Below are 20,743 nucleotides of genomic sequence, written 5' to 3' on the forward strand. Positions count from 1 at the left end.
CGCGGCACCGGCAACGGTGCAGCGCCGAAGCGCAGTACCTAACGAAGACGGTAAAAAGCATGAATCTTCACGAGTATCAGGGCAAACAGCTGTTCGCTGAATACGGCCTGCCAGTTTCCAAGGGTTTCGCAGTCGACACCCCTGAAGCTGCCGCAGAAGCTTGCGACAAGATCGGTGGTTCGGAGTGGGTCGTCAAAGCCCAGGTCCATGCCGGTGGTCGCGGTAAAGCGGGTGGCGTAAAGCTGGTTCGCAGCAAGGAAGACGCCAAGGCGTTCGCTGCACAATGGTTGGGCAAGAATCTGGTCACCTACCAGACTGACGCCAACGGTCAACCCGTTTCCAAGATCCTGGTCGAATCCTGCACCGACATCGCCAAAGAGCTGTACCTGGGCGCTGTTGTCGATCGTTCGAGCCGCCGCATCGTGTTCATGGCTTCCACCGAAGGTGGCGTGGACATCGAGAAAGTTGCGCACGAGACTCCTGAGAAAATCATCAAGGCGACCATCGATCCGTTGGTCGGCGCTCAGCCGTTCCAGGGCCGTGAGCTGGCATTCCAGCTGGGTCTGGAAGGCAAGCAAGTGGCTCAGTTCGCGAAAATCTTCGTCGGTCTGGCCAAGCTGTTCAAGGACCACGATCTGGCCCTGCTGGAAGTCAACCCGCTGGTCATCAAGGCCGACGGCGACCTGCATTGCCTCGATGCCAAGCTGAACATCGACGCCAACGCCATGTACCGCCAGCCTAAGCTGAAAACCTTCCACGACCCGTCGCAAGACGACGCCCGTGAAGCCCATGCGGCCAAGTTCGAACTGAACTACGTCGCACTGGAAGGCAACATCGGCTGCATGGTCAACGGTGCTGGCCTGGCCATGGGTACCATGGACATCGTCAACCTGCATGGCGGCAAGCCAGCCAACTTCCTCGACGTAGGCGGCGGCGCTACCAAGGAACGCGTTACCGAAGCGTTCAAGATCATTCTGTCCGACAGCAATGTCGCGGCCGTACTGGTCAACATTTTCGGCGGCATCGTTCGTTGCGACATGATTGCCGAAGGCATCATTGGCGCAGTGAAAGAAGTCGGCGTGAAAGTGCCGGTGGTTGTTCGCCTTGAAGGCAACAACGCTGAACTCGGCGCGAAAGTATTGGCAGAAAGCGGTTTGAACATCATTGCTGCGACCAGCCTGACCGACGCTGCTCAACAAGTTGTCAAAGCTGCGGAGGGCAAGTAATGAGCGTCCTGATCAATAAAGACACCAAAGTCATCTGCCAGGGCTTCACCGGCTCGCAGGGCACGTTCCACTCCGAACAAGCCATCGCCTACGGCACCAAGATGGTTGGCGGCGTGACCCCAGGCAAAGGCGGCAGCACCCACCTCGGCCTGCCGGTGTTCAACACCGTCAAGGAAGCGGTAGAAGCCACCGGCGCTGACGCTTCGGTCATCTACGTACCCGCTCCGTTCTGCAAGGACTCGATCCTGGAAGCGGCGCTCGGCGGCATCAAGCTGATCGTCTGCATCACCGAAGGCATCCCGACCCTGGACATGCTGGACGCCAAGGTCAAGTGCGACGAGCTGGGTGTTACCCTGATCGGCCCTAACTGCCCAGGTGTCATCACTCCGGGCGAGTGCAAGATCGGCATCATGCCAGGTCACATCCACTTGCCAGGCAAGGTCGGTATCGTGTCGCGTTCCGGCACCCTGACCTACGAAGCCGTGAAGCAGACCACCGACGCCGGTTTCGGCCAGTCGACCTGCGTCGGCATCGGCGGCGACCCGATCCCGGGCTCGAACTTCATCGATATCCTCAAGCTGTTCCAGGAAGACCCGCAGACCGAAGCGATCGTCATGATCGGCGAGATCGGCGGTTCGGCTGAAGAAGAGGCGGCTGCCTACATCAAGGCCAACGTCACTAAACCGGTCGTTTCCTACATCGCGGGCGTTACCGCCCCGGCAGGCAAGCGTATGGGCCATGCTGGCGCCATCATTTCTGGCGGCAAGGGCACTGCGGACGAGAAGTTCGCTGCCCTGCAAGACGCCGGTGTGAAAACCGTACGTTCGCTGGCAGACATCGGCAAGGCCCTGGCCGAGCTGACTGGTTGGGAAGTGAAGCACTAATACGCTGACACCCCCCACGCTACGCAGAAACCACCTTCGGGTGGTTTTTGTGTTTTCAGCCGATCAATTGATGCTGGCGATCAAAAGCATAGGAATTTTCGTACAGACGGCTCCGTTGTCAGCAGGTAACTTTCCTACGTATCGAGTCGTTTAAACGACAAGAACAGTCGCTCATCGGACGTGGCCGCATGGCGCAGTGTGTTTTGCCGGTAAATTCGGTAACCTACGCGCCATTTTGTGCCCGATCCCCAAAAGGGACCGACACGCTAAACGGGTCTGGCTCATCACGCCGGGCAGCATTTCCCTCATCCCCAGGGCAATCCCTTCTCGAATCCCGATTTCAGCAGTGTGGTACTTCCCCAAATGAAAGTTTTAAAAGGCCAGGACATCCTGGCGCTTGGCTTTATGACATTTGCCCTGTTCGTGGGCGCCGGCAATATCATCTTCCCGCCCATCGTTGGCCTGCAGGCTGGGCCCAATGTGTGGATGGCGGCGCTCGGTTTTCTGGTCACGGCGGTCGGTTTGCCGGTGATTACCGTGGTCGCCCTGGCCAAGGTCGGCGGCGGCATGGACGCGTTGAGCAGCCCTATCGGCAAGTTCTTCGGTGGCCTGCTGGCGGCCGTGTGCTACCTGTCGGTCGGCCCGCTGTTCGCCACGCCCCGTACCGCCACCGTGTCGTTCGAGGTGGGTGTGGCCCCGTTGACCGGCGAGAGTCCACTGGCGCTGTTCATCTATAGCCTGGTGTACTTCCTGATCGTGCTGGCCGTGTCGATGTACCCCGGCAAGCTGCTCGACACCGTCGGCCGCTTCCTGGCACCGCTGAAGATCATCGCCCTGGCTGCATTGGGCATCGCTGCCTTCGCCTTGCCGGCTGGCAGCATCGGCGATGCGCAACCGGCCTACGTGGCTGCACCGTTTTCGCAGGGCTTCATCAGTGGCTACCTGACCATGGACACCCTGGGAGCCCTGGTCTTCGGCATCGTCATCGTCAATGCCATCCGTTCTCGTGGTGTTGAGTCGCCCCAGTTGATCACGCGCTACGCCATCATCGCCGGCCTGATCGCAGGCGTGGGCCTGGCCTTGGTCTACATCAGTCTGTTCCGTCTGGGCTCGGGCAGCCATGCCATCGCCATGGGCGCGAGCAACGGTGCGGCCGTATTGCACGCCTACGTGCAACACACCTTCGGCTCGCTTGGCAGCGGCTTCCTGGCGGTGCTGATCGCCTTGGCCTGCCTGGTCACTGCCGTGGGCCTGACCTGTGCTTGCGCTGAGTACTTCAGCAAGATCCTGCCGCTGTCGTACCGCGCGCTGGTAGTGATCCTGGCTGGCTTCTCGCTGCTGGTGTCGAACCTGGGCCTGACCAAGCTGATCATGTTCTCGATTCCGGTCCTGACCGCAATCTACCCGCCGTGCATCGTCATGGTGGCCTTGAGTTTCGTCAAAGAGCTGTGGCATTCGCCCGCTCGGGTACTGGGCCCGGTCATGCTGGTGTCGCTGCTGTTCGGCATCATCGATGCCATCAAGGGCAGCGCTCTGGCGCATTACCTGCCGGAATTTGCCGCCAACCTGCCGCTCAGCGACCAGGGCCTTGCCTGGTTGGTGCCGTCGGTAGGCGCGTTGGTGCTGTGCTTTGCGCTCGACCGCGCATTGGGTCGGCCTCGCGAAGCGCTGGCCTGATCGCCCTCAGGCAGGTGCCTGGCGGCCATAAGCCGTGAGCCAGCGCCCTGTTCGAGGCGCAAGACCCCGCACTGACCTGCGGGGTTTTTTATGTGCTCCAAACGTGCGGCGCACGTGCCTTTTCGCCAGCAGGGGCGTCGAACAGCGGTCTACTCTGTGCACTGTTCATCGTTCGGGACCTTTCATGAGCTTTGTTGAAAACAATCTGAGCCATCTGCTCGCTGTCTGCTGGTTCGCTTTGGCTTGGGGCGGATACACCCGCTACGCCCTCTGGAAAGCGCGCGACACCGCGTGCCTGGCCAGCGTGCTGCACCTGTACCGAGAAGACTGGATGCGCCGCATGCTGCTGCGCGACAACCGCATTGCCGATGCCAGTGTGATCGGCAATCTGGAACGCAACGCCTCGTTCTTCGCCTCCAGCACCTTGATCATCCTGGCCGGTATCCTGACGGTGCTGGGCGCCTCGGACAGGGCGCTGTCGCTGCTGGCCGACATCCCGATGGTGCAGCCGGCGACCCAAGGCATGTCGGAGATCAAGCTGCTGTGCCTGGCGATGGTATTCGTGTACGCCTTCTTCACCTTCAGCTGGTGCATGCGCCAATACAATTTCGCGGCAGTCCTGGTGGGCTCGGCGCCCATGATCGGCGAGCGGCAGGTCAGCGAGCTGCAGCGCAAAGCCTTTGCTGCACGAGCAGCACGCGTGTTATCGCTCGCGGCCAACCAGTTCAACCTCGGTTTGCGCGCTTATTACTTTGCCATGGCGTTATTGACCTGGTTCATCAGCCCATGGATGTTCATGTTGACCACGATCGGCGTAGTGCTGATTCTCTATCGTCGCGAGTTCCACTCCGATGTACTTGAAGTGATGGTCTTCACGCCCACTGAAAGTGCACCTGCCGAGGCGAGCAGAGAGAGCGGGGTAGAGCAGTCGTAAACAACCGCCCTACAAAATCCACGCATAAAAAAACCCGGCAGTGCCGGGTTTTTTATTACCGCCAGGCAATTACTGCTTGGCTGGCTCTGCAGGAACGGTGTTCGGTGCAGTGGTCGCAGGAGTAGCGTCATCGCGCGCTTCTTCAGCGGCTTTCTGCTGTGCTTCAGCCTGATCTTCAGCGGCTTTGGCGTTTTCCTTGTTTGCTTCGTTGACTTTGTCCTGAGCGTCACCCATTTTTTCCTGGGCTTTCTCAGCATGTTGTTGTGCATCTTGGGCTTTGTCTTCGCTCGCTTTATCGCAAGCGGCCAAGCCCATGGTGGCGGCCAGCATCAGAGCAAAAGCAAAAGGTTTACGCATGATTGTGTATCTCCATTGGTGGAATAAGTGACTTGTTGCTAAGAGTTGTGGCCTGCGAAAGAAGTTCCACCGTCATGGCAGATATCCACTGCAGCGTCGTAAAAACACTCGAAGAGGTCTTGTCAGGTCAGCGCTTATTGCCAGCAGGCACTAACGCGTTATGCGCCACCGCCAGTCACGACACGCTCTATTGCACCTGATCAGCACCAGGTTGCTCGCTGCGCAGGCGCGAGCTGGCCTGGCCGATCGCTGCTTCGGCCCTTGAAAAGGCCAGCCCAGCCCCCATCTGCTTGTCATCCCGCCCTGAAAGCAGCCCTTGGCGCTCACGGCGACCCCCCGCCAATCGATTGGAGTTTTGAAGACCATGAGTGTAGAGACTCAAAAGGAAACCCTGGGCTTCCAGACCGAAGTGAAGCAACTGCTGCACCTGATGATTCATTCCTTGTATTCGAACAAGGAAATCTTCCTGCGCGAGCTGATTTCCAACGCCTCCGATGCCGCTGACAAGCTGCGTTTCGAGGCGTTGGCCAAGCCTGAGCTGCTGGAAGGCGATTCCGACCTCAAGATCCGCGTCAGCTTCGACAAGGCGGCCAATACCGTCACGCTCGAAGACAACGGCATCGGCATGAGCCGTCAGGACGTCATCGCTCACCTGGGCACCATCGCCAAGTCTGGCACCGCCGACTTCATGAAAAACCTCACGGGCGACCAGAAAAAGGACTCGCACCTGATCGGTCAGTTCGGCGTGGGCTTCTATTCTGCATTCATCGTCGCTGACAAGGTCGACGTGTTCAGCCGCCGCGCGGGCCAGCCGGCCTCCGAAGGTGTGCATTGGTCATCCAAGGGCGAGGGCGACTTTGAGGTCGCGAACGTCGAGAAGCCGCAGCGCGGCACCCGCATCGTCCTGCACCTCAAATCCGCTGAGGACGAATTCGCCGATGGCTGGCGTCTGCGCAATGTGATCAAGAAGTACTCCGACCATATCGCTCTGCCAATCGAACTGCCGAAGGAACAGCCTGAACCCGCCGAAGGCGAAGCGGCCCCAGCCCAAGAGTGGGAAACCGTCAACCGCGCCAGCGCGCTGTGGACTCGCTCGCGCAGCGAGGTCAAAGACGAGGAATACCAGGAGTTCTACAAGCACATCGGCCATGACTTCGAGAATCCGCTGGCCTGGAGCCACAACAAGGTCGAAGGCAAGCTCGAATACAACTCGCTGTTGTTCGTGCCGGCCCGTGCGCCGTTCGACCTGTACCAGCGTGAAGCACCGCGCGGCCTGAAGTTGTATGTACAGCGCGTGTTCATCATGGACCAGGCCGAGTCCTTCCTGCCGCTGTACCTGCGCTTCATCAAGGGCGTTGTCGATTCCAACGACCTGTCGCTGAACGTCTCGCGCGAAATCTTGCAGAAAGATCCGATCATCGATTCGATGAAGACCGCGCTGACCAAGCGCGTGCTGGACATGCTGGAAAAACTGGCGAAAAACGAGCCTGAGCAATACAAGGGCTTCTGGAAGAACTTCGGCCAGGTGCTGAAGGAAGGCCCAGCCGAAGACTTCGCCAACAAGGAAAAGATCGCCGGCCTGCTGCGCTTTGCCTCCACCCACGACGACAGCGGCGAGCAAAGCGTATCGCTGGCCGACTACCTGGCCCGTGCCAAGGAAGGCCAGGACAAGGTCTACTACCTCACCGGTGAGTCTTACGCGCAGGTCAAGAACAGCCCGCACCTGGAAGTCTTCCGCAAGAAAGGCATCGAAGTGCTGCTGCTGACCGATCGCATCGACGAGTGGCTGATGAGCTACCTGACCGAGTTCGACGGCAAGCAGTTTGTCGATGTCGCCCGTGGTGACCTGGACCTGGGCACCCTGGACTCCGAAGAAGACAAGAAAGCCCAGGAAGAAGTCGCCAAAGACAAGGAAGGCCTGGTCGAGCGCCTCAAGGCCGCATTGGGCGAGAGCGTTGCCGAGGTGCGTGTCTCTCATCGTCTCACCGATTCGCCAGCGATCCTGGCCATCGGCGAGCAGGACCTGGGCTTGCAGATGCGCCAGATTCTCGAAGCCAGCGGGCAGAAGGTCCCTGATTCCAAGCCGATCTTCGAATTCAACCCGAGCCATCCGTTGATCGAGAAGCTGGATCACGAGCAGAGCGAAGATCGTTTCGCCGAGCTGTCGCACATCCTCTTCGACCAAGCGGCCCTGGCTGCCGGTGACAGCCTGAAAGACCCGGCCGCCTATGTGCGCCGTCTGAACAAGCTGTTGGTCGAGTTGTCTGCTTGAGTTGATGCGTTTGTACGAAAGCCCGCCTCGGCGGGCTTTTTTCATGGGGCTGGCGAGTATTGCGCGCCGGTCCGTCGTGAAGGTCTGAGGAGAGTTGCATGAGCAAGGTCATCATCGAATCACTGACGTACCACGCGTCGGGCAAGACATTCGAGAGTCGTCTGGTCTACGCCCAAGGCGCGCTGCAACAGCCGGCATTGGTCATGGCACCGAACTGGATGGGTATTACCGAAGGCGCCGAGCGCATTGCCAAGGAAGTCGCCAGCCGCGGCTACGTGGTGTTGCTCGCCGACCTGTATGGCCAAGGCGTCCGGCCGAGCAACGCTGAAGAGGCAGCTGCGGCCATGATGCCTTTGAAGAACGACCGGGCGCAGTTGCGCCAGCGTATGACCGAGGCGCTGGCGCAGGTGGTGGGGCAATCCCGCGCCGTGCTTGCGCCAGGCAAGGTGGCGGCGTTCGGCTTCTGTTTCGGCGGCTGCGCCGCCCTTGACCTGGCCCGCAGCGGCGCAGACCTCAAGGCCGCGATTTCCTTCCACGGCACGCTCGACGCGCCGGCGCCCGAGGATGCCCGGCAGATCAAAGGCGCGGTACTGGCATTGCACGGCGCGCAGGATCCGTTGGTGCCCAAGGAACAATTGCCGGCCTTCGAGGCCGAGATGTCCGCTGCCAATGTGGACTGGCAACTGACCAGCTACGGCGGCGCTGTGCACTCGTTCACCGACCCGGAGGCCAACGTGCCCGGCAAGACGCAGTACAACCGCAGAGTGTCCGAGCGGGCCTTCACGGCCATGTACAACCTGCTGGACGAGGTGTTCAGCCGCTGACCCTGTGCCGTGCCCGATCGCCTCAACCTGTGCCTGTGCAGGCTGGCGTAGGGCACCGCTGGACCCCTCCCCAAGCGCAGGGGTCTACCCGATTTCACTTTGATCAAGGACGCCCCCATGATTGCCCGTGCGCTCGCCGCCCTGGTGTGTTCCAGTCTGTTGCTGCCGCTGTGCGAGGCACGCGAGTATCGCTACAGCGATGCTCATCTGCATTACGTCGACTTCTTTCAGGAAAGCGAAGGCATGCCTGCGCTGCTCAAGGCCATGGATCAGGCGGGGATCGATCAATCCATGATCTCCGGCATTCCAGTGGCCAAGAAGTGGCACGAGGACGAACCCAAGCGCCCTCGCTATTACGCCGGGGACGACGCCAGCGCCTATTGGTACAGCGCCACCGACGTGTATGTGGCGGCGGCGCTGCAGGCCCTTGGCCCCGAGCAGCGCAAGCGCTTCCATCCGTTTCTCAGCGGTTTCAATCCGGTGGACAAGAATTCGGTCAAGCACATCGAGCGCATGCTCGACCTGTACCCGGGGTTGTGGCAGGGCATTGGCGAAGTATTCACCCGCCATGACGATTTGACGGCGCTGACCAGTGGCGACACTCCCCGCGCCAACAACGAGGCGATGAACCTCATCTACGAGCTGGCCGCCACGCGCGACCTGCCGGTGCTGGTGCACTCCAACATCACGTCGAAGCGCGAACGCAACACGCTGTACCTGGAGGAAATCGAAGAGCCTCTGCGCGATCACCCGCGCACGCGCTTTATCTGGGCCCATGCCGGTAGCAGCATGGAGATTCACCGTCACCAGACGCAGATGAAGTTCCTCTTGCCGACCCTGACTCGGCTACTGGACAGCTACCCGAACCTCTACGTGGACCTGTCCTGGAGCGTGTTGCAGCCGTACTTGCTGGACGAGCACGGCACGCCTCGCGAGGAGTGGGTGGCACTGGTCAAGCGCTTCCCGGACCGCTTCATGCTCGGCTCGGATGTGGTAGGGCGCTTCGGTAGCCTGGGTGAGCAGCTGCACGGGTTCGATCCGTTTCTCGATGCCTTGCCGCAGGCCGTGGCGAAGAAGGTGGCCCGCGACAACTTCCTCGACGTGCTGCCCAAGGCGCGCTGACCGCAAAGGCCTGAGCGCAGAAACGAAAACGCCCCGAACCAGTCGGGGCGTTTTCGGTGACGGCTCAGGCAATCACTTGCCTGTCCAGCGCTTCAGTACGAGGGTGGCGTTGGTGCCACCGAAGCCGAAGCTGTTGCTCATCACGGTGTCGATTTTCGCGTTCTCGACGGTGGTGCGCTGAATCGGCAGGTCAGCGACCGCCGGGTCCAGCTCGTCGATGTTGGCGGAGCCGGCGATGAAGTTGTTTTCCATCATCAGCAGGCAGTAGATCGCCTCGTGCACGCCTGCAGCGCCCAGCGAGTGGCCAGACAGGCTCTTGGTGGAGCTGATGGGCGGAGCCTTGTCAGCGAACACTTCGCGAATGCCTTTGACTTCGGCGACATCACCGACCGGGGTCGAAGTGCCGTGGGTGTTGAGGTAGTCGATCGGGGTGTCGACGGTGGACAGCGCCTGCTGCATGCAGCGGATAGCGCCTTCGCCGCTGGGTGCGACCATGTCGTAGCCATCTGATGTAGCACCGTAGCCGACGATTTCCGCGTAGATCTTGGCGCCACGGGCCAGGGCGTGTTCGAGTTCCTCGACCACGACCATGCCACCGCCGCCCGCGATGACGAAACCATCACGGTCAGCGTCGTAGGCGCGCGAAGCGGTTTCGGGCGAGTCGTTGCGCTTGGTCGACAGAGCGCCCATGGCATCGAACAGGAAGGATTGGCTCCAGTGCTCTTCTTCACCGCCACCGGCGAAGACGATGTCCTGCTTGCCCCACTGGATCTGCTCCAGCGCGGTGCCGATGCAGTGAGCGCTGGTAGCGCACGCCGAGGAGATCGAGTAGTTGATGCCCTTGATCTTGAATGGCGTGGCCAGGCAAGCCGATACCGTGCTGCCCATGGTGCGGGTAACGCGGTACGGGCCTACACGCTTGACGCCTTTTTCGCGCAAGGTGTCGAGGGCTTCCATCTGGTTCAGCGTGGAGGCGCCACCGGAGCCGGCAACCAGACCGGTACGCGGGTTGGACACCTGCTCTTCGGTAAGGCCCGAGTCCTTGATGGCGTCCTGCATGGCCAGGTAGGCATAGGCAGCGGCGTGACCGACGAAGCGGAACACCTTGCGGTCGATCAGTTCTTCGAGGTTGAGGTCGATGGAACCGGAAACTTGGCTACGCAGGCCCTGTTCCTGGTATTCGGGGTTGAAACGAATGCCCGGGCGGCTGTGGCGCAGGCTCTCGGTAACAGTAGCTTTGTCATTGCCCAGGCACGAAACGATGCCCAGACCAGTGATAACGACGCGGCGCATGCGAATGACCCTTAGAAATTGTCAGTGGAGGTGAACACGCCGACCCGCAGAGCTTCGGCGGTGTAGATCTCGCGACCATCGACGCTGACCGAACCATCGGCGATGGCCATGTTCAGCTTGCCCTTGAGAACGCGCTTGATGTCAATCTTGTAGGTGACCTTCTTCGCGGTAGGCAGAACCTGGCCGAAGAACTTCACTTCACCCGAACCCAATGCCCGGCCGCGGCCCGGCAGGCCTTGCCAGCCCAGGTGGAAACCGACCAGCTGCCACATGGCATCGAGGCCCAGGCAGCCCGGCATGACCGGGTCGCCTTCGAAATGGCAAGCAAAAAACCACAGGTCAGGCGTGATATCCAGCTCGGCGACCAATTCACCTTTGCCGTACTTGCCACCCTCGGAACTGATGTTGGTGATGCGATCGACCATCAGCATGTTGGGGGCGGGCAGTTGCGCATTACCTGGGCCGAACAGCTCACCGCGACTGCAGCGCAGCAGATCTTCCCGAGTAAAGGCGTTTTGTTTGGTCATGCGAGCTCCTCAATAACCCCCTGTGGCAGGGGACGAATCTTCCCGGCCAACCCCTGAACACCAGAGGGTTCCGGGGCGGCAGCCTACAGGTAGACTATTGCGTTGTAGTGAAAGTCACAGTGCACCCGGCAAAGAAGTACAGGTGTTCACTGAAACGTGCATTCTCAGGATCTGCGGCGGTCCTGTCCAGTGTTTGGCCGAACATTAAGCGTGAAGCAATTCTACATCAATCGCTACCCGGCACGCTGCGCTCTGGCAGCCAGCGCTGCAGAACGTCCAGCAATTCGGTGCGTTTGAGCGGTTTACTGAGGTAGTCGTTCATACCGGCTGCCAGGCAGCGTTCGCGATCACCCTGCAAGGCGTTGGCGGTCAGGGCAATGATCGGCAGGTCGCCGCCTTCATCCAGGGCGCGGATGCGTCGGGTTGCCTCGTAGCCGTCCATCAGTGGCAGGCGGCAGTCCATCAACACTGCCGCGAACGTCTGTTGCTGGACGTGCTCCAGCGCCTGCTGGCCGTCGCCGGCCAGGCAGGTCTGGAAGCCCAGGCTGCGCAACATGGCCTCGATCACGCTGCGGTTCACCGGGTTGTCCTCGACCAGCAGAATCGGCTGGTCGGCGCCTGATGTCGCTGCCGGGGCAGGCGGGGTCGTGGCCAGCGTGGGCAGTTGCGACAGCGCCAGCGGTATTTCCAGGGTAAAGGTCGAACCCAGGCCCTCGCGGCTCTGCGCGCGCAGCGCGCCGCCCATGCGTTCGGCCAGGGTCCGGGCGATCGACAGCCCCAGACCGGTGCCGCCATAGCGCCGAGAGATCGAGCTGTCGGCCTGCTGGAAAGCGACGAACATGGTCTCCAGCCGCTCATTGTCGATTCCGATGCCGGTGTCACGTACCGCGCAGGCGAAGTGGATCTGGCGCTGTTCGATCTGTTGCCAACTGGCCTCGATCACCACCTCACCGCGTTCGGTGAATTTCAAGGCGTTGCCGATCAGGTTCAGCAGTATCTGCCGAATGCGCGTGGGGTCGCCCACCACCTGCAACGCATCGAGACTGTCCGAGGCCTGCAAGCGCAGGTTCAAGCCGCGCTGGTGCGCACTGTGCTGAAACGCGTGGACGCAGTTGCCGAGCAGCTCGCCGAGGTTGAAGTCGATCGCCTCCAATTGCAGCGTGGTGCGCTCGATGCGTGAGAAATCAAGAATGTCGTTGATGACCTTGAGCAGGTGGCCGGTCGATTCGCTGGCCACGCTGGTGTACTCGGCCTGTTCGGCCGTCAGTTCCGTGGTGTCGAGCAACTGCAACATGCCCAGTACACCGTTCATCGGCGTTCGTAGTTCATGGCTCATCATTGCCAGGAAATCCGATTTGGCACCGTTTGCCTGCTCGGCTTCTTCGCGCGCCTGGGCCATCTGCGCCATCGCCTGACGCTGTTCGTCGCTGGCCTGTTCCAGGGCAAAGGCCAGGTTGTTGATGTGCGCCGCCAGATGGCCCAGCTCGCTGTCATCGACCACCGGTACGTGGGCGGTGAAGTCGCCTTGCTGAATGGCCCGCACGGCATTGCCCATGTCGCTGATCGGCCTCGACAGCCCCCTGGCCAGCCGCCGCGCGAGGAAAAACGTGAAGAGCAACGCGCCCAGCGCGAGGATGCCTGCCTTGATCACCATTTCCTGCTGACGCTCGCTGAACGCGTCGTCGGACATGCCCACGATCACCCGGCCCAGGTAGTCGTCGCCCACACTTGGCGTGCTGCCTGACTGCAGGAAGTCATCGTCGAGCCGAATCTGCTGCAGGCGGATCGGTGCCTGGAATACCTCGACTCGCTGCGCGCGGCTGATGCTTTCATCCGACTGCTCGACGTACACCAGGATGTGGTTGCGGCTGTCTTGCACTTCGAGAAAGCGCACGTGCGGAATGCTCAAGGTGGCGCGCATGAGGCTCTCGAGCATGTCGTTGTTGCCGGAGATGACGCCGTATTCCGACCCCGGTGCCAGCTGGTTGGCGATCAGCTGGCCGGTGTGGTTGAGTTCCTGGCGCAGGTCTTGCAGCCGCACGAAGGTGAAGAAGCCGATCAGCAGCAGCGTCAGCAGCAGTGCCGGGCCCAGGCTGATGATCTGGGTGCGGGTATGGATGTCCCAGCTCAGGCGCTTGCTCATGGATTCGCGGTTCCTTCGATCACCTGGGCGGCCGTCGTCGAGTCGATCGCTTCCAACCCCAGCGTGCGGGCCACCTGCTGGTTGCCGCTGACGCCGAACTGATTCGGATAAAGGCTGCGCGGCCAGAGCGCTGGCGGTTGGTCGAGCAACTGGTCGAGCACGGCCAGCCAATCGGTCTGATCACTGTAGGTGCTGGCCAGTGCGCCGGCGCGGACGAAACCCGCCGTCGGCCCCACCAGTGCGATCTGGCGCGCGTAACTGCTCAACAGCAGGTTTTTCGCCGTGATGGCGTTGTACAGCTCAGGGTCATCCAGGCCCAGCAGCACATCGCTGCTGGCCAGCACCTCTCGCAGGGCGCGGCTGTCACGCGGGCCGGTCCAGGCCTGGGCAACGATCTGCAAGCCCAGGTGGCGCGCCACCGGGTGCAGCTCATCGAGCAGGAAACGGCTGCGCGCGCTGTACAACACCCCGACCCGTCGCGCCTTGGGCAGCAGATAATGGATCAGGCGCAATTGACGAACCGGCGACGGATCACTCCACAACAAGCTGAGAAAGGCCGGGCGAGCGTGCGGCCAACGCTGCTGCGCCTCTACACGGTTGACCCGCAGCACCAGCGCTGTCGGCCCGGCCGCTTCACCCAGACGCCAGTCGAGGGCCGCGCGGTCCAGCAGGATGAGGCGCACATCAGGCTGCAACGCGCTCGGTCGGGGCATCTGCCGCACACTGCGAAACGCCACCGTGTCGTGCCCGCGTCGCGCCTGCAGCCCGGCCGTGAAGCTGCGGTAACTGGGTTGGGATTCGGCGCCGATCAGCAGTACCTCGCTGGCACCGACGCAGGCACCGACCCAGGGGCACAGGCACAGCAGCAGCAGCCGCAGCGCGCGGCGCATCAGGAGGGCACCTCGGCGTTGGCCCGCTTGAGAGGCCGATCGCGCGCGCCAGTCGCTGGCCAAGCGCAGGTGCCGACAGGCAGCCCGAGAGGGCGAGGGGCGAAGGCTTGGGATTGTTTGCTTGCCACCGCGGTCACAGGTTCGAGCAGGCGCTCCACGCGCGAACGCTGGCCAGCAGCCACGGCGATGCCGTCCGGAAGGGCTGTGCGTCGCGAGCAGCGTGCGGGGAGGCCAGGGAACACGGATGCAGCCTTGATTCAGGGGCAAGCCGGCTATGGTAAACCACCGCACGGCTTTTACCAGTGAACCCGGCTGACGGGGCGTGGCCGCCAAGTAGCGCTGGTGATGCAGTAGCCCGCCCGTATAATGCACGCGGCGCAATCAACTCACTGTTTTGATGGATGAAATATGACTGAACAGCAACCTGTCGCGGTGCTTGGGGGCGGTAGCTTCGGCACTGCCGTAGCCAATCTGCTGGCCGAAAACGGCGTGCCGGTGCGCCAGTGGATGCGTGATCCGCAGCAGGCCGAAGCCATGCGCGTCAATCGTGAGAACCCGCGCTACCTCAAAGGCATTCGCCTACACGACGGGGTGGAGCCGGTCAGTGACCTGCTCGCCACCTTGCAGGCCTGCGAACTGATGTTCATTGCCCTGCCGTCCAGCGCCTTGCGCACGGTGCTGGCCCCGCATGCGGCGCTGCTCGGCGGCAAGGGCCTGATCAGCCTGACCAAAGGCATCGAGGCGCAAAGCTTCAAGCTCATGAGCCAGATCGTCGAGGAAATCGCCCCTCAGGCGCGCATTGGCGTGCTGTCGGGCCCCAACCTTGCCCGTGAAATCGCCGAGCACGCACTCACCGCCACCGTGGTGGCCAGCGAAGACGACGCGCTGTGCCAGCAGGTACAGTCGGTGCTCCATGGCCGTACCTTCCGCGTTTACGCCAGCAACGATCGCTTTGGCGTCGAACTGGGCGGCGCGCTGAAAAACGTCTACGCGATCATTGCAGGCCTGGCCGCTGCCTTGGGCATGGGGGAAAACACCAAGAGCATGCTGATCACCCGCGCGCTGGCGGAGATGACGCGCTTTGCCGTCAGCCAGGGCGCCAACCCCATGACGTTCCTGGGCCTGGCCGGCGTGGGCGATCTGATCGTCACCTGCTCATCGCCCAAGAGCCGCAACTACCAGGTGGGTCAGGCGCTAGGGCAGGGCTTGTCGCTGGCCGAGGCGGTCGAGCGCCTGGGTGAAGTCGCTGAAGGCGTCAATACCATCAAGGTGCTCAAGGCCAAGGCTGAACAGGTGCAGGTATACATGCCCCTGGTCGCGGGCCTGCATGCGATTCTTTTCGAAGGGCGTACGCTGGACCAGGTCATCGAGCACCTGATGCGCGCCGAACCCAAGACCGACGTCGACTTCATTTCGATCGACGGCTTCAACTGATCCAAGGAGTGACACATGAGCGCAACCCCGGAACACAGCCAACGCGAATCGCTTCTGCTGCGCGTGCTGTGGATGCTGGTCTTCCTGCTGGTCTGGCAGCTGGCCGAGGTGCTGCTCGGCGCCCTGGTGCTGGTGCAACTGATCTATCGGCTGGTCTACGGCGCGCCGAGTGCCAGCGTGATGAACCTGGGCGACAGCCTGAGCCAGTATCTGGCGCAGATCGGTCGCTTCGGCACCTTCCACACCGAGCAGAAACCCTGGCCGTTCGCCGACTGGCCGAGCCCACGTCCGCCCGAGGGCGAAACGCCGCACGTTGTGCAAGCGGCACCTGATCAGGCGCCCAAGCCGTGAAGCTCTGGATACTACGCCATGGTGAGGCCGAGCCACGAGCCGACAGCGATGCTGACCGCCGCTTGACTGCCCACGGCCGCGATCAGGTCCTGCACAGCGCCGCGCACCTGCGTGGCCTGCCGCTGCAGGCGATTCTGGCCAGCCCCTATGTGCGCGCCCAGCAGACGGCAGCGCTGGTGCACGGTGCGCTCAGCCCGGCTGAGGCGGTGATCACCGTGGACTGGCTGACACCCGACGGCGAAGTCGATCAGGTCATCGCCGAGCTGGAGCGCCTGGGGCTGGAGGAGGTGCTGCTGGTCAGCCACCAGCCGCTGGTGGGCAATCTGGTGGCGGTGCTGCAGCACGGGCACCGGCAACATCCCACGGCCATGGGCACGGCCAGCCTGGCCCAGTTGGAGGGTGATTGGCCGCTGCCAGGGCTGATGACGCTCAAGGCCATCCACCACTGCTGAGCGGCGCGCAACTGACATTTTTGTCAGTTGCCGCTACAAGGTCTGCCTTGCTAGTTTTTGCCTACAACGCGAGGGCGAGCCCAAGGAAGTGGTATTGATGAGCATTCGGTATCTGCAATTGGTGGGTTCGGCGCAACTGCGACCCACAATGGTGAAAGTGGACAACCACCAGCCGCTTGACTTCGCGGAATACCGCATCCTGCAAGACTGCGCCAACGTTCGACTCGATCAGCTGATTCGCAAGTTCGACGACCTCGATGACCTGGAAGAACTGCGCGTGATCAGCGGCCGCATGGCACACCTGTTGCAGAGCAGTTGCCTTGCACTGCGCCAGCGCGCGCTGGCGCAACGCGACCAGGCGTTGGCCCGCGATGCGCTGTTGGCTCAAGTAGCCTACATGCAGGCCTGCCTGAGGCGCTCCTTGCTCAGCTTCGACGAACCCTGACTGACCTGATCGGCGTGGGCAATGACCGTTCTGGACATTGCCGCCGCGTAAGCGCGCACCGACAATGGGCGACCATTCTGTGTTCGGACCTGGCGCCATGCCGCAGCCTATCTTCTTCGCTCATGCCAATGGCTTTCCATCGGCCACCTACGGCAAGCTGTTTGCCGCGCTGGGTCCGGATTACGAGGTCAGCCATCTTGATCAGCATGGTCACGATCCGCGCTTTCCCGTCGATGACAACTGGCAGCAACTGGTCGCCGAACTGCTCCACCACCTGGCCTTGCAAGCGGCGCCCGTGTGGGGCGTGGGCCACTCGCTGGGGGGGCTGCTGCACCTGCACGCCGCCTTGCGTGCGCCGCAGTTCTACCGCGGCATCGTCATGCTCGATTCACCGCTGCTGACCCGCGCCGATCAATGGGTCATCCACCTGGCCAAGCGTCTGGGATTCATCGATCGCATCACACCGGCCGGGCGCACGCTGGGCCGGCGCGAAGCCTTCGCCGACCGTGACAGCGCCCGTGCTTACTTTGCCGGCAAGACCTTGTTCCGCGCGTTCGATCCCGACTGCCTCGAGGCTTACCTTGAACATGGTTTGCAGGCTGCCGAGCAAGGCTTGCGGTTGCGCTTCGACCCCGCCACGGAAATCAGCATCTATCGCACCATTCCCCACATGAGCCCCAAGCCTGCGCGCCAGCTGCACTTGCCCGTGGCCTTGGTGCGGGGCGCGGCCAGCGGGGTGGTCCGGCGGCACCACGGCCTGGCGGTTCGTGGATTGCCGCAGGGCGAGTATCACTGTCTGCCGGGCGGGCACATGTTTCCATTGGAGCGGCCGGCTGACACCGCCGGGCTCCTCAAGGCGCTGTTTGCGCGTTGGGGGCAGGCATGACGGCCGAAGTGGAAGAAGTACGCCTGAATCTTGGCCACATCGAGCTGGCTGCGCACCTGTTCGGGCCGGTCGACGGTCTACCGGTGATCGCGTTGCACGGCTGGCTGGACAACGCCAACAGCTTCGCTCGCCTGGCACCGCAGTTGCGTGGTTTGCGCATCGTCGCCCTGGATCTGGCCGGGCACGGTCATTCAGCGCATCGCCCGCCAGGCGCGAGCTACACCTTGGCCGACTACACCTTTGACGTGTTGTGTGTGGCCGAGCGACTAGGATGGAAACGCTTTGCGCTGCTCGGCCATTCCCTGGGCGCGGTGATCAGCGTGCAGTTGGCCGGTGCACTGCCCGAGCGCGTCAGCCACCTGGCGCTGATTGATGGTGTGGTACCGCCTACCGGCGCGCAGAGCGACGCCGCCGAGCGCCTTGGCATGGCGCTGACCGCCCAGTTACGTCGGGAGGGCCGACCGAAAACGGTCTACCGCACGCTCGAGGAGGGCGTCAACGCGCGCATGAAGGGCATGATCGCGGTCAGTCATGAGGCCGCCGAGTACTTGGCCCAGCGCGGTCTGATGCCGGTGCCGGGAGGCTATAGCTGGCGCAGCGACAGCCGCCTCACCCTGCCATCGCCGCTGCGCCTGAGTGAGCGGCAGGCGCTGGCCTTCGTGCACCGGGTACAGTGCCCTGCCTGCCTGGTAGTGGCGGCCGAGGGTCTGTTGGTGCGACACACCGCGCTGCTTGAGCAACTACCCTTTACCCAGAGCGTGCTAGCAGGGGGGCATCATCTGCACCTGAACGACACCGCAGGCGCAGGCCTTGTTGCAGACTGTTTCAATCGCTTCTTTGGCTTTCCTTGACTTGCACCCGGCAAGTGCCGAGGCTTGCCGGGCTGACTAGGGAGAGAGCCGTTTCCATGCCAAACATCCAAACGTGTCATTCCGGCCTTGTGGGCCGTGAGGGTGGCCGATGAGCGCCACCGTTTCCGTGCGCAGCGCCCTGGGCCTGTGCCTCGCGTTGTCCAGCCCCTGGTTGATGGCCGCAAGCCTGCCAGTGCCGCAGGACGCAAAAGTCGTTGATCAACGCCCAGCGGTGGAGCAGGAACGCGTCTACCCCATGGGGCCGTTGCGCAAGATCAGCGGCCGCCTGCGCGTCGATGACAAGGTCGAGGCCCGCGGGCAGGTCAGCTCGCTGACCTACGAGTTGCCAGTCGAGCGCAGTGCCCGAGAGGCCTTCACCAGTGCCCGCGAAGCGCTGCAGGGCGACGGCGGTTACCCGCTGTTCTGGTGCCAGGGCCGTGATTGCGGCGAGGCCAGCCTGTGGGCCAATGACGTGTTTGCCAATGCGCGGCTCAACGGCGGCGACGAACAACAGGCCTTCATCCTGCTGCGCCGCTCGGCCGAAGAGGCCGATACCCTGGTGGCCCTGTATAGCGTGACCCGTGGCAATCGCCGCGCCTACCTGCACGTCGAAGAATTCGTCGCTGCCGCGCCACTGGGCGAACTGCTGCCGACCGCCGCCACGGTGCTGCGCGAAATGCGCGACACCGGCAAGCTTGATTACCCTGACCTGGGTGAGCCACAACCGGCCTGGGTCACGCTGCTCGGGCGCAGCCTGAACCTCGACAGCACCCTGCGCGCTACCCTGAGCGGTGCCGAGGCTCAAGCCTGGCGCGAGCAACTGATCAAGGCGGGTGTGCGCAGCGCCCGGCTCGAGGTCGGTGACACCGCTACCGACGGCCTGCATCTGGAGCTGATCCGCTGAGTAGCCCCCCCATGCCCAACCATGATCGTCTGTTCGTGCAGATCCTGTTGCTGGCCCTGCTGGGCGCCGGCCTTTGGGTCATGGCACCGTTCATTTCCGCGCTGCTATGGGGCGCCATCCTGGCCTTTGCCAGTTGGCCGTTGATGCGCCTGTTGACCCGGGTGCTGGGCGGTCGCGAAACCCTGGCGGCGGGCATGCTCACCGGCGTGTGGATCGTGGTGGCGGTGCTGCCGCTGGTGTGGTTGGGCTTCAACCTGGCCGACCATATCCGCGATGCCACCGCATTCGTGCGCGATGTTCAGGTCGATGGGCTTCCCGAGGCGCCGACCTGGCTGGGCGCCATCCCGCTGGTGGGTGAGCGGCTGGTCAGCATGTGGGACACCGTCGATCAGCAAGGGCCCGCGCTGCTGGCCTCGGTCAAGCCCTACCTGGGCCAGACCGGCAACTGGCTATTGGCCCGCAGTGCGCAGATCGGCAGCGGCATTCTCGAACTCAGCCTGAGCCTGGTGTTCGTGTTCTTCTTCTATCGCGATGGGCCACGCCTGGCAGCGTTCGTCCTGCGCCTGCTGCAACGGTTGGTCGGCGAGCGCGCCGGCTACTACCTGGACCTGGTCGCCGGCACTGTGCAGCGGGTGGTCAACGGGGTGATCGGCACGGCGGCGGCGCAAGCCGTGCTGGCCCTGATCGGCTTCCTCATCGCAGGTGTGCCCGGCGCCATCGTGCTGGGCCTGGTCACCTTCATGCTCAGCCTGATCCCCATGGGCCCGCCGCTGGCCTGGCTGCCGGCCACCGCCTGGCTGGCCTGGAAGGGCGAATACGGCATGGCCATATTCCTCGGCATCTGGGGCACCTTCGTGATCAGCGGCGTGGACAACGTGCTCAAACCCTACCTGATCAGCCGCGGCGGTAACCTGCCGCTGGTGATCGTGTTGCTGGGGGTGTTTGGCGGGTTGATCGCGTTCGGCTTCATCGGCTTGTTCATTGGCCCGACGTTGCTGGCGGTGGGGTATAGCTTGTTGCTTGATTGGAGTCGCAATCCGACCAGTAGCAGCACCCCAGGACCGCAGTTGTAGACCAACGGGTTGCGCCACTGTAGGGAGTCCAGGGCGCTTATCAGCAGGCTCCACGACATGCAGTGAAATCATTCCGCTGCCCCGGAGCAGATCAACCGGGCAGCGGAGGTTTGCCCCTCCACGGCGCTGTTTTTACAGATTCTTTACGCCCCGACTGCGCAATCATTCTGGCCCCTTTACGGCCCTCCCTCGGACAAT

General features: G+C 62.6%; 20 protein-coding genes. 15 read left to right on the forward strand and 5 right to left on the reverse strand.

Annotated features, from left to right (window positions below; all coding sequences use genetic code 11):
* Nucleotides 1-59 precede the first annotated feature (59 nt).
* From sucC to SJI00_RS03760, 4 genes are all read left to right on the forward strand, one after another.
* Nucleotides 60-1,226 carry an ADP-forming succinate--CoA ligase subunit beta gene (sucC, locus tag SJI00_RS03745; protein ID WP_322460385.1) on the forward strand — a complete coding sequence of 389 codons (1,167 nt, stop codon included), beginning with the start codon at nucleotides 60-62 and terminating at the stop codon, nucleotides 1,224-1,226.
* Nucleotides 1,226-2,110: a succinate--CoA ligase subunit alpha gene (gene sucD, locus SJI00_RS03750; protein WP_322460386.1), complete on the forward strand. Its 885-nt coding sequence runs from the start codon at nucleotides 1,226-1,228 to the stop codon at nucleotides 2,108-2,110. The genes sucC and sucD overlap by 1 nt, the downstream gene beginning before the upstream one ends.
* A gap of 363 nt (nucleotides 2,111-2,473) precedes the next feature.
* On the forward strand, nucleotides 2,474-3,787 hold the full coding sequence (brnQ, locus tag SJI00_RS03755) for a branched-chain amino acid transport system II carrier protein (protein ID WP_322460387.1): 1,314 nt from the start codon (nucleotides 2,474-2,476) through the stop codon (nucleotides 3,785-3,787).
* A 184-nt stretch (nucleotides 3,788-3,971) separates the two neighbouring features.
* Nucleotides 3,972-4,721, forward strand: coding sequence for a DUF599 domain-containing protein (locus SJI00_RS03760; RefSeq protein ID WP_322460388.1), 750 nt, complete (start codon nucleotides 3,972-3,974; stop codon nucleotides 4,719-4,721).
* A 69-nt stretch (nucleotides 4,722-4,790) separates the two neighbouring features.
* On the opposite strand, the gene SJI00_RS03765 is transcribed toward SJI00_RS03760, so the two are convergent.
* Complete coding sequence (locus SJI00_RS03765; RefSeq protein WP_322460389.1) at nucleotides 4,791-5,078, reverse strand: hypothetical protein; 288 nt, start codon at nucleotides 5,076-5,078, stop codon at nucleotides 4,791-4,793.
* 364 nt (nucleotides 5,079-5,442) lie between these two features.
* On the opposite strand from SJI00_RS03765, the gene htpG reads away from it, so the two are divergent.
* From htpG to SJI00_RS03780, 3 genes are all read left to right on the forward strand, one after another.
* Nucleotides 5,443-7,350 carry a molecular chaperone HtpG gene (gene htpG, locus SJI00_RS03770; protein ID WP_322460390.1) on the forward strand — a complete coding sequence of 636 codons (1,908 nt, stop codon included), beginning with the start codon at nucleotides 5,443-5,445 and terminating at the stop codon, nucleotides 7,348-7,350.
* Between the two features lie 98 nt (nucleotides 7,351-7,448).
* The gene (locus SJI00_RS03775) at nucleotides 7,449-8,174 is read left to right on the forward strand and encodes a dienelactone hydrolase family protein (protein ID WP_322460391.1); all 726 of its coding nucleotides are present in this window, start codon (nucleotides 7,449-7,451) and stop codon (nucleotides 8,172-8,174) included.
* Between the two features lie 117 nt (nucleotides 8,175-8,291).
* A complete protein-coding gene (locus SJI00_RS03780) occupies nucleotides 8,292-9,296 on the forward strand; it encodes an amidohydrolase family protein (RefSeq protein ID WP_322460392.1) in 1,005 nt (334 codons plus the stop codon).
* Between the two features lie 72 nt (nucleotides 9,297-9,368).
* Here the strand turns inward: SJI00_RS03780 and fabB are convergent, their stop codons facing one another.
* The 4 genes from fabB to SJI00_RS03800 form a co-directional block, all read right to left on the reverse strand.
* Nucleotides 9,369-10,589 carry a beta-ketoacyl-ACP synthase I gene (gene fabB, locus SJI00_RS03785; protein ID WP_322460393.1) on the reverse strand — a complete coding sequence of 407 codons (1,221 nt, stop codon included), beginning with the start codon at nucleotides 10,587-10,589 and terminating at the stop codon, nucleotides 9,369-9,371.
* 11 nt (nucleotides 10,590-10,600) lie between these two features.
* The gene (fabA, locus tag SJI00_RS03790) at nucleotides 10,601-11,116 is read right to left on the reverse strand and encodes a 3-hydroxyacyl-[acyl-carrier-protein] dehydratase FabA (RefSeq protein ID WP_312935717.1); all 516 of its coding nucleotides are present in this window, start codon (nucleotides 11,114-11,116) and stop codon (nucleotides 10,601-10,603) included.
* A gap of 226 nt (nucleotides 11,117-11,342) precedes the next feature.
* The gene (locus SJI00_RS03795) at nucleotides 11,343-13,259 is read right to left on the reverse strand and encodes a response regulator (RefSeq protein ID WP_322460394.1); all 1,917 of its coding nucleotides are present in this window, start codon (nucleotides 13,257-13,259) and stop codon (nucleotides 11,343-11,345) included.
* Nucleotides 13,256-14,149 (reverse strand): ABC transporter substrate-binding protein, encoded by an 894-nt coding sequence (locus SJI00_RS03800; RefSeq protein ID WP_322460395.1) that lies wholly within the window; start codon nucleotides 14,147-14,149, stop codon nucleotides 13,256-13,258. The genes SJI00_RS03795 and SJI00_RS03800 overlap by 4 nt, the downstream gene beginning before the upstream one ends.
* A 408-nt stretch (nucleotides 14,150-14,557) precedes the next feature.
* Here SJI00_RS03800 and SJI00_RS03805 point away from each other — a divergent pair, with 408 nt between their 5' ends.
* The 8 genes from SJI00_RS03805 to SJI00_RS03840 all read left to right on the forward strand — a co-directional run bounded on the left by SJI00_RS03805 (nucleotide 14,558) and on the right by SJI00_RS03840 (nucleotide 20,545).
* Nucleotides 14,558-15,583, forward strand: coding sequence for an NAD(P)H-dependent glycerol-3-phosphate dehydrogenase (locus SJI00_RS03805; protein ID WP_322460396.1), 1,026 nt, complete (start codon nucleotides 14,558-14,560; stop codon nucleotides 15,581-15,583).
* 15 nt (nucleotides 15,584-15,598) lie between these two features.
* Entirely contained in the window at nucleotides 15,599-15,934 is a 336-nt protein-coding gene (locus SJI00_RS03810; protein WP_322460397.1) for a DUF4389 domain-containing protein, read from the forward strand.
* Nucleotides 15,931-16,386 carry a phosphohistidine phosphatase SixA gene (sixA, locus tag SJI00_RS03815; RefSeq protein WP_322460398.1) on the forward strand — a complete coding sequence of 152 codons (456 nt, stop codon included), beginning with the start codon at nucleotides 15,931-15,933 and terminating at the stop codon, nucleotides 16,384-16,386. Before SJI00_RS03810 ends, sixA begins: the two co-directional genes overlap by 4 nt.
* A gap of 97 nt (nucleotides 16,387-16,483) precedes the next feature.
* Nucleotides 16,484-16,831, forward strand: coding sequence for a hypothetical protein (locus tag SJI00_RS03820; protein WP_322460399.1), 348 nt, complete (start codon nucleotides 16,484-16,486; stop codon nucleotides 16,829-16,831).
* 97 nt (nucleotides 16,832-16,928) lie between these two features.
* Nucleotides 16,929-17,717, forward strand: coding sequence for an alpha/beta fold hydrolase (locus SJI00_RS03825; RefSeq protein WP_322460400.1), 789 nt, complete (start codon nucleotides 16,929-16,931; stop codon nucleotides 17,715-17,717).
* On the forward strand, nucleotides 17,714-18,568 hold the full coding sequence (locus tag SJI00_RS03830; RefSeq protein ID WP_322460401.1) for an alpha/beta fold hydrolase: 855 nt from the start codon (nucleotides 17,714-17,716) through the stop codon (nucleotides 18,566-18,568). Before SJI00_RS03825 ends, SJI00_RS03830 begins: the two co-directional genes overlap by 4 nt.
* Nucleotides 18,569-18,677: 109 nt before the next feature.
* On the forward strand, nucleotides 18,678-19,472 hold the full coding sequence (locus SJI00_RS03835; protein WP_322460402.1) for a DUF4892 domain-containing protein: 795 nt from the start codon (nucleotides 18,678-18,680) through the stop codon (nucleotides 19,470-19,472).
* 11 nt (nucleotides 19,473-19,483) lie between these two features.
* Nucleotides 19,484-20,545 carry an AI-2E family transporter gene (locus SJI00_RS03840; protein WP_322460403.1) on the forward strand — a complete coding sequence of 354 codons (1,062 nt, stop codon included), beginning with the start codon at nucleotides 19,484-19,486 and terminating at the stop codon, nucleotides 20,543-20,545.
* Nucleotides 20,546-20,743: the final 198 nt, after the last annotated feature.

This window comes from Pseudomonas gebzensis, from assembly GCF_034427815.1.
GTDB lineage: Bacteria > Pseudomonadota > Gammaproteobacteria > Pseudomonadales > Pseudomonadaceae > Aquipseudomonas.

Coding starts and splice junctions, on each gene's coding strand:
- sucC (WP_322460385.1), top strand. CDS start 60: ATGAATCTTCACGAGTATCAGGGCAAACAGCTGTTCGCTGAATACGGC.
- sucD (WP_322460386.1), top strand. CDS start 1,226: ATGAGCGTCCTGATCAATAAAGACACCAAAGTCATCTGCCAGGGCTTC.
- brnQ (WP_322460387.1), top strand. CDS start 2,474: ATGAAAGTTTTAAAAGGCCAGGACATCCTGGCGCTTGGCTTTATGACA.
- SJI00_RS03760 (WP_322460388.1), top strand. CDS start 3,972: ATGAGCTTTGTTGAAAACAATCTGAGCCATCTGCTCGCTGTCTGCTGG.
- SJI00_RS03765 (WP_322460389.1), bottom strand. CDS start 5,078: ATGCGTAAACCTTTTGCTTTTGCTCTGATGCTGGCCGCCACCATGGGC.
- htpG (WP_322460390.1), top strand. CDS start 5,443: ATGAGTGTAGAGACTCAAAAGGAAACCCTGGGCTTCCAGACCGAAGTG.
- SJI00_RS03775 (WP_322460391.1), top strand. CDS start 7,449: ATGAGCAAGGTCATCATCGAATCACTGACGTACCACGCGTCGGGCAAG.
- SJI00_RS03780 (WP_322460392.1), top strand. CDS start 8,292: ATGATTGCCCGTGCGCTCGCCGCCCTGGTGTGTTCCAGTCTGTTGCTG.
- fabB (WP_322460393.1), bottom strand. CDS start 10,589: ATGCGCCGCGTCGTTATCACTGGTCTGGGCATCGTTTCGTGCCTGGGC.
- fabA (WP_312935717.1), bottom strand. CDS start 11,116: ATGACCAAACAAAACGCCTTTACTCGGGAAGATCTGCTGCGCTGCAGT.
- SJI00_RS03795 (WP_322460394.1), bottom strand. CDS start 13,259: ATGAGCAAGCGCCTGAGCTGGGACATCCATACCCGCACCCAGATCATC.
- SJI00_RS03800 (WP_322460395.1), bottom strand. CDS start 14,149: ATGCGCCGCGCGCTGCGGCTGCTGCTGCTGTGCCTGTGCCCCTGGGTC.
- SJI00_RS03805 (WP_322460396.1), top strand. CDS start 14,558: ATGACTGAACAGCAACCTGTCGCGGTGCTTGGGGGCGGTAGCTTCGGC.
- SJI00_RS03810 (WP_322460397.1), top strand. CDS start 15,599: ATGAGCGCAACCCCGGAACACAGCCAACGCGAATCGCTTCTGCTGCGC.
- SJI00_RS03820 (WP_322460399.1), top strand. CDS start 16,484: ATGAGCATTCGGTATCTGCAATTGGTGGGTTCGGCGCAACTGCGACCC.
- SJI00_RS03825 (WP_322460400.1), top strand. CDS start 16,929: ATGCCGCAGCCTATCTTCTTCGCTCATGCCAATGGCTTTCCATCGGCC.
- SJI00_RS03830 (WP_322460401.1), top strand. CDS start 17,714: ATGACGGCCGAAGTGGAAGAAGTACGCCTGAATCTTGGCCACATCGAG.
- SJI00_RS03835 (WP_322460402.1), top strand. CDS start 18,678: ATGAGCGCCACCGTTTCCGTGCGCAGCGCCCTGGGCCTGTGCCTCGCG.
- SJI00_RS03840 (WP_322460403.1), top strand. CDS start 19,484: ATGCCCAACCATGATCGTCTGTTCGTGCAGATCCTGTTGCTGGCCCTG.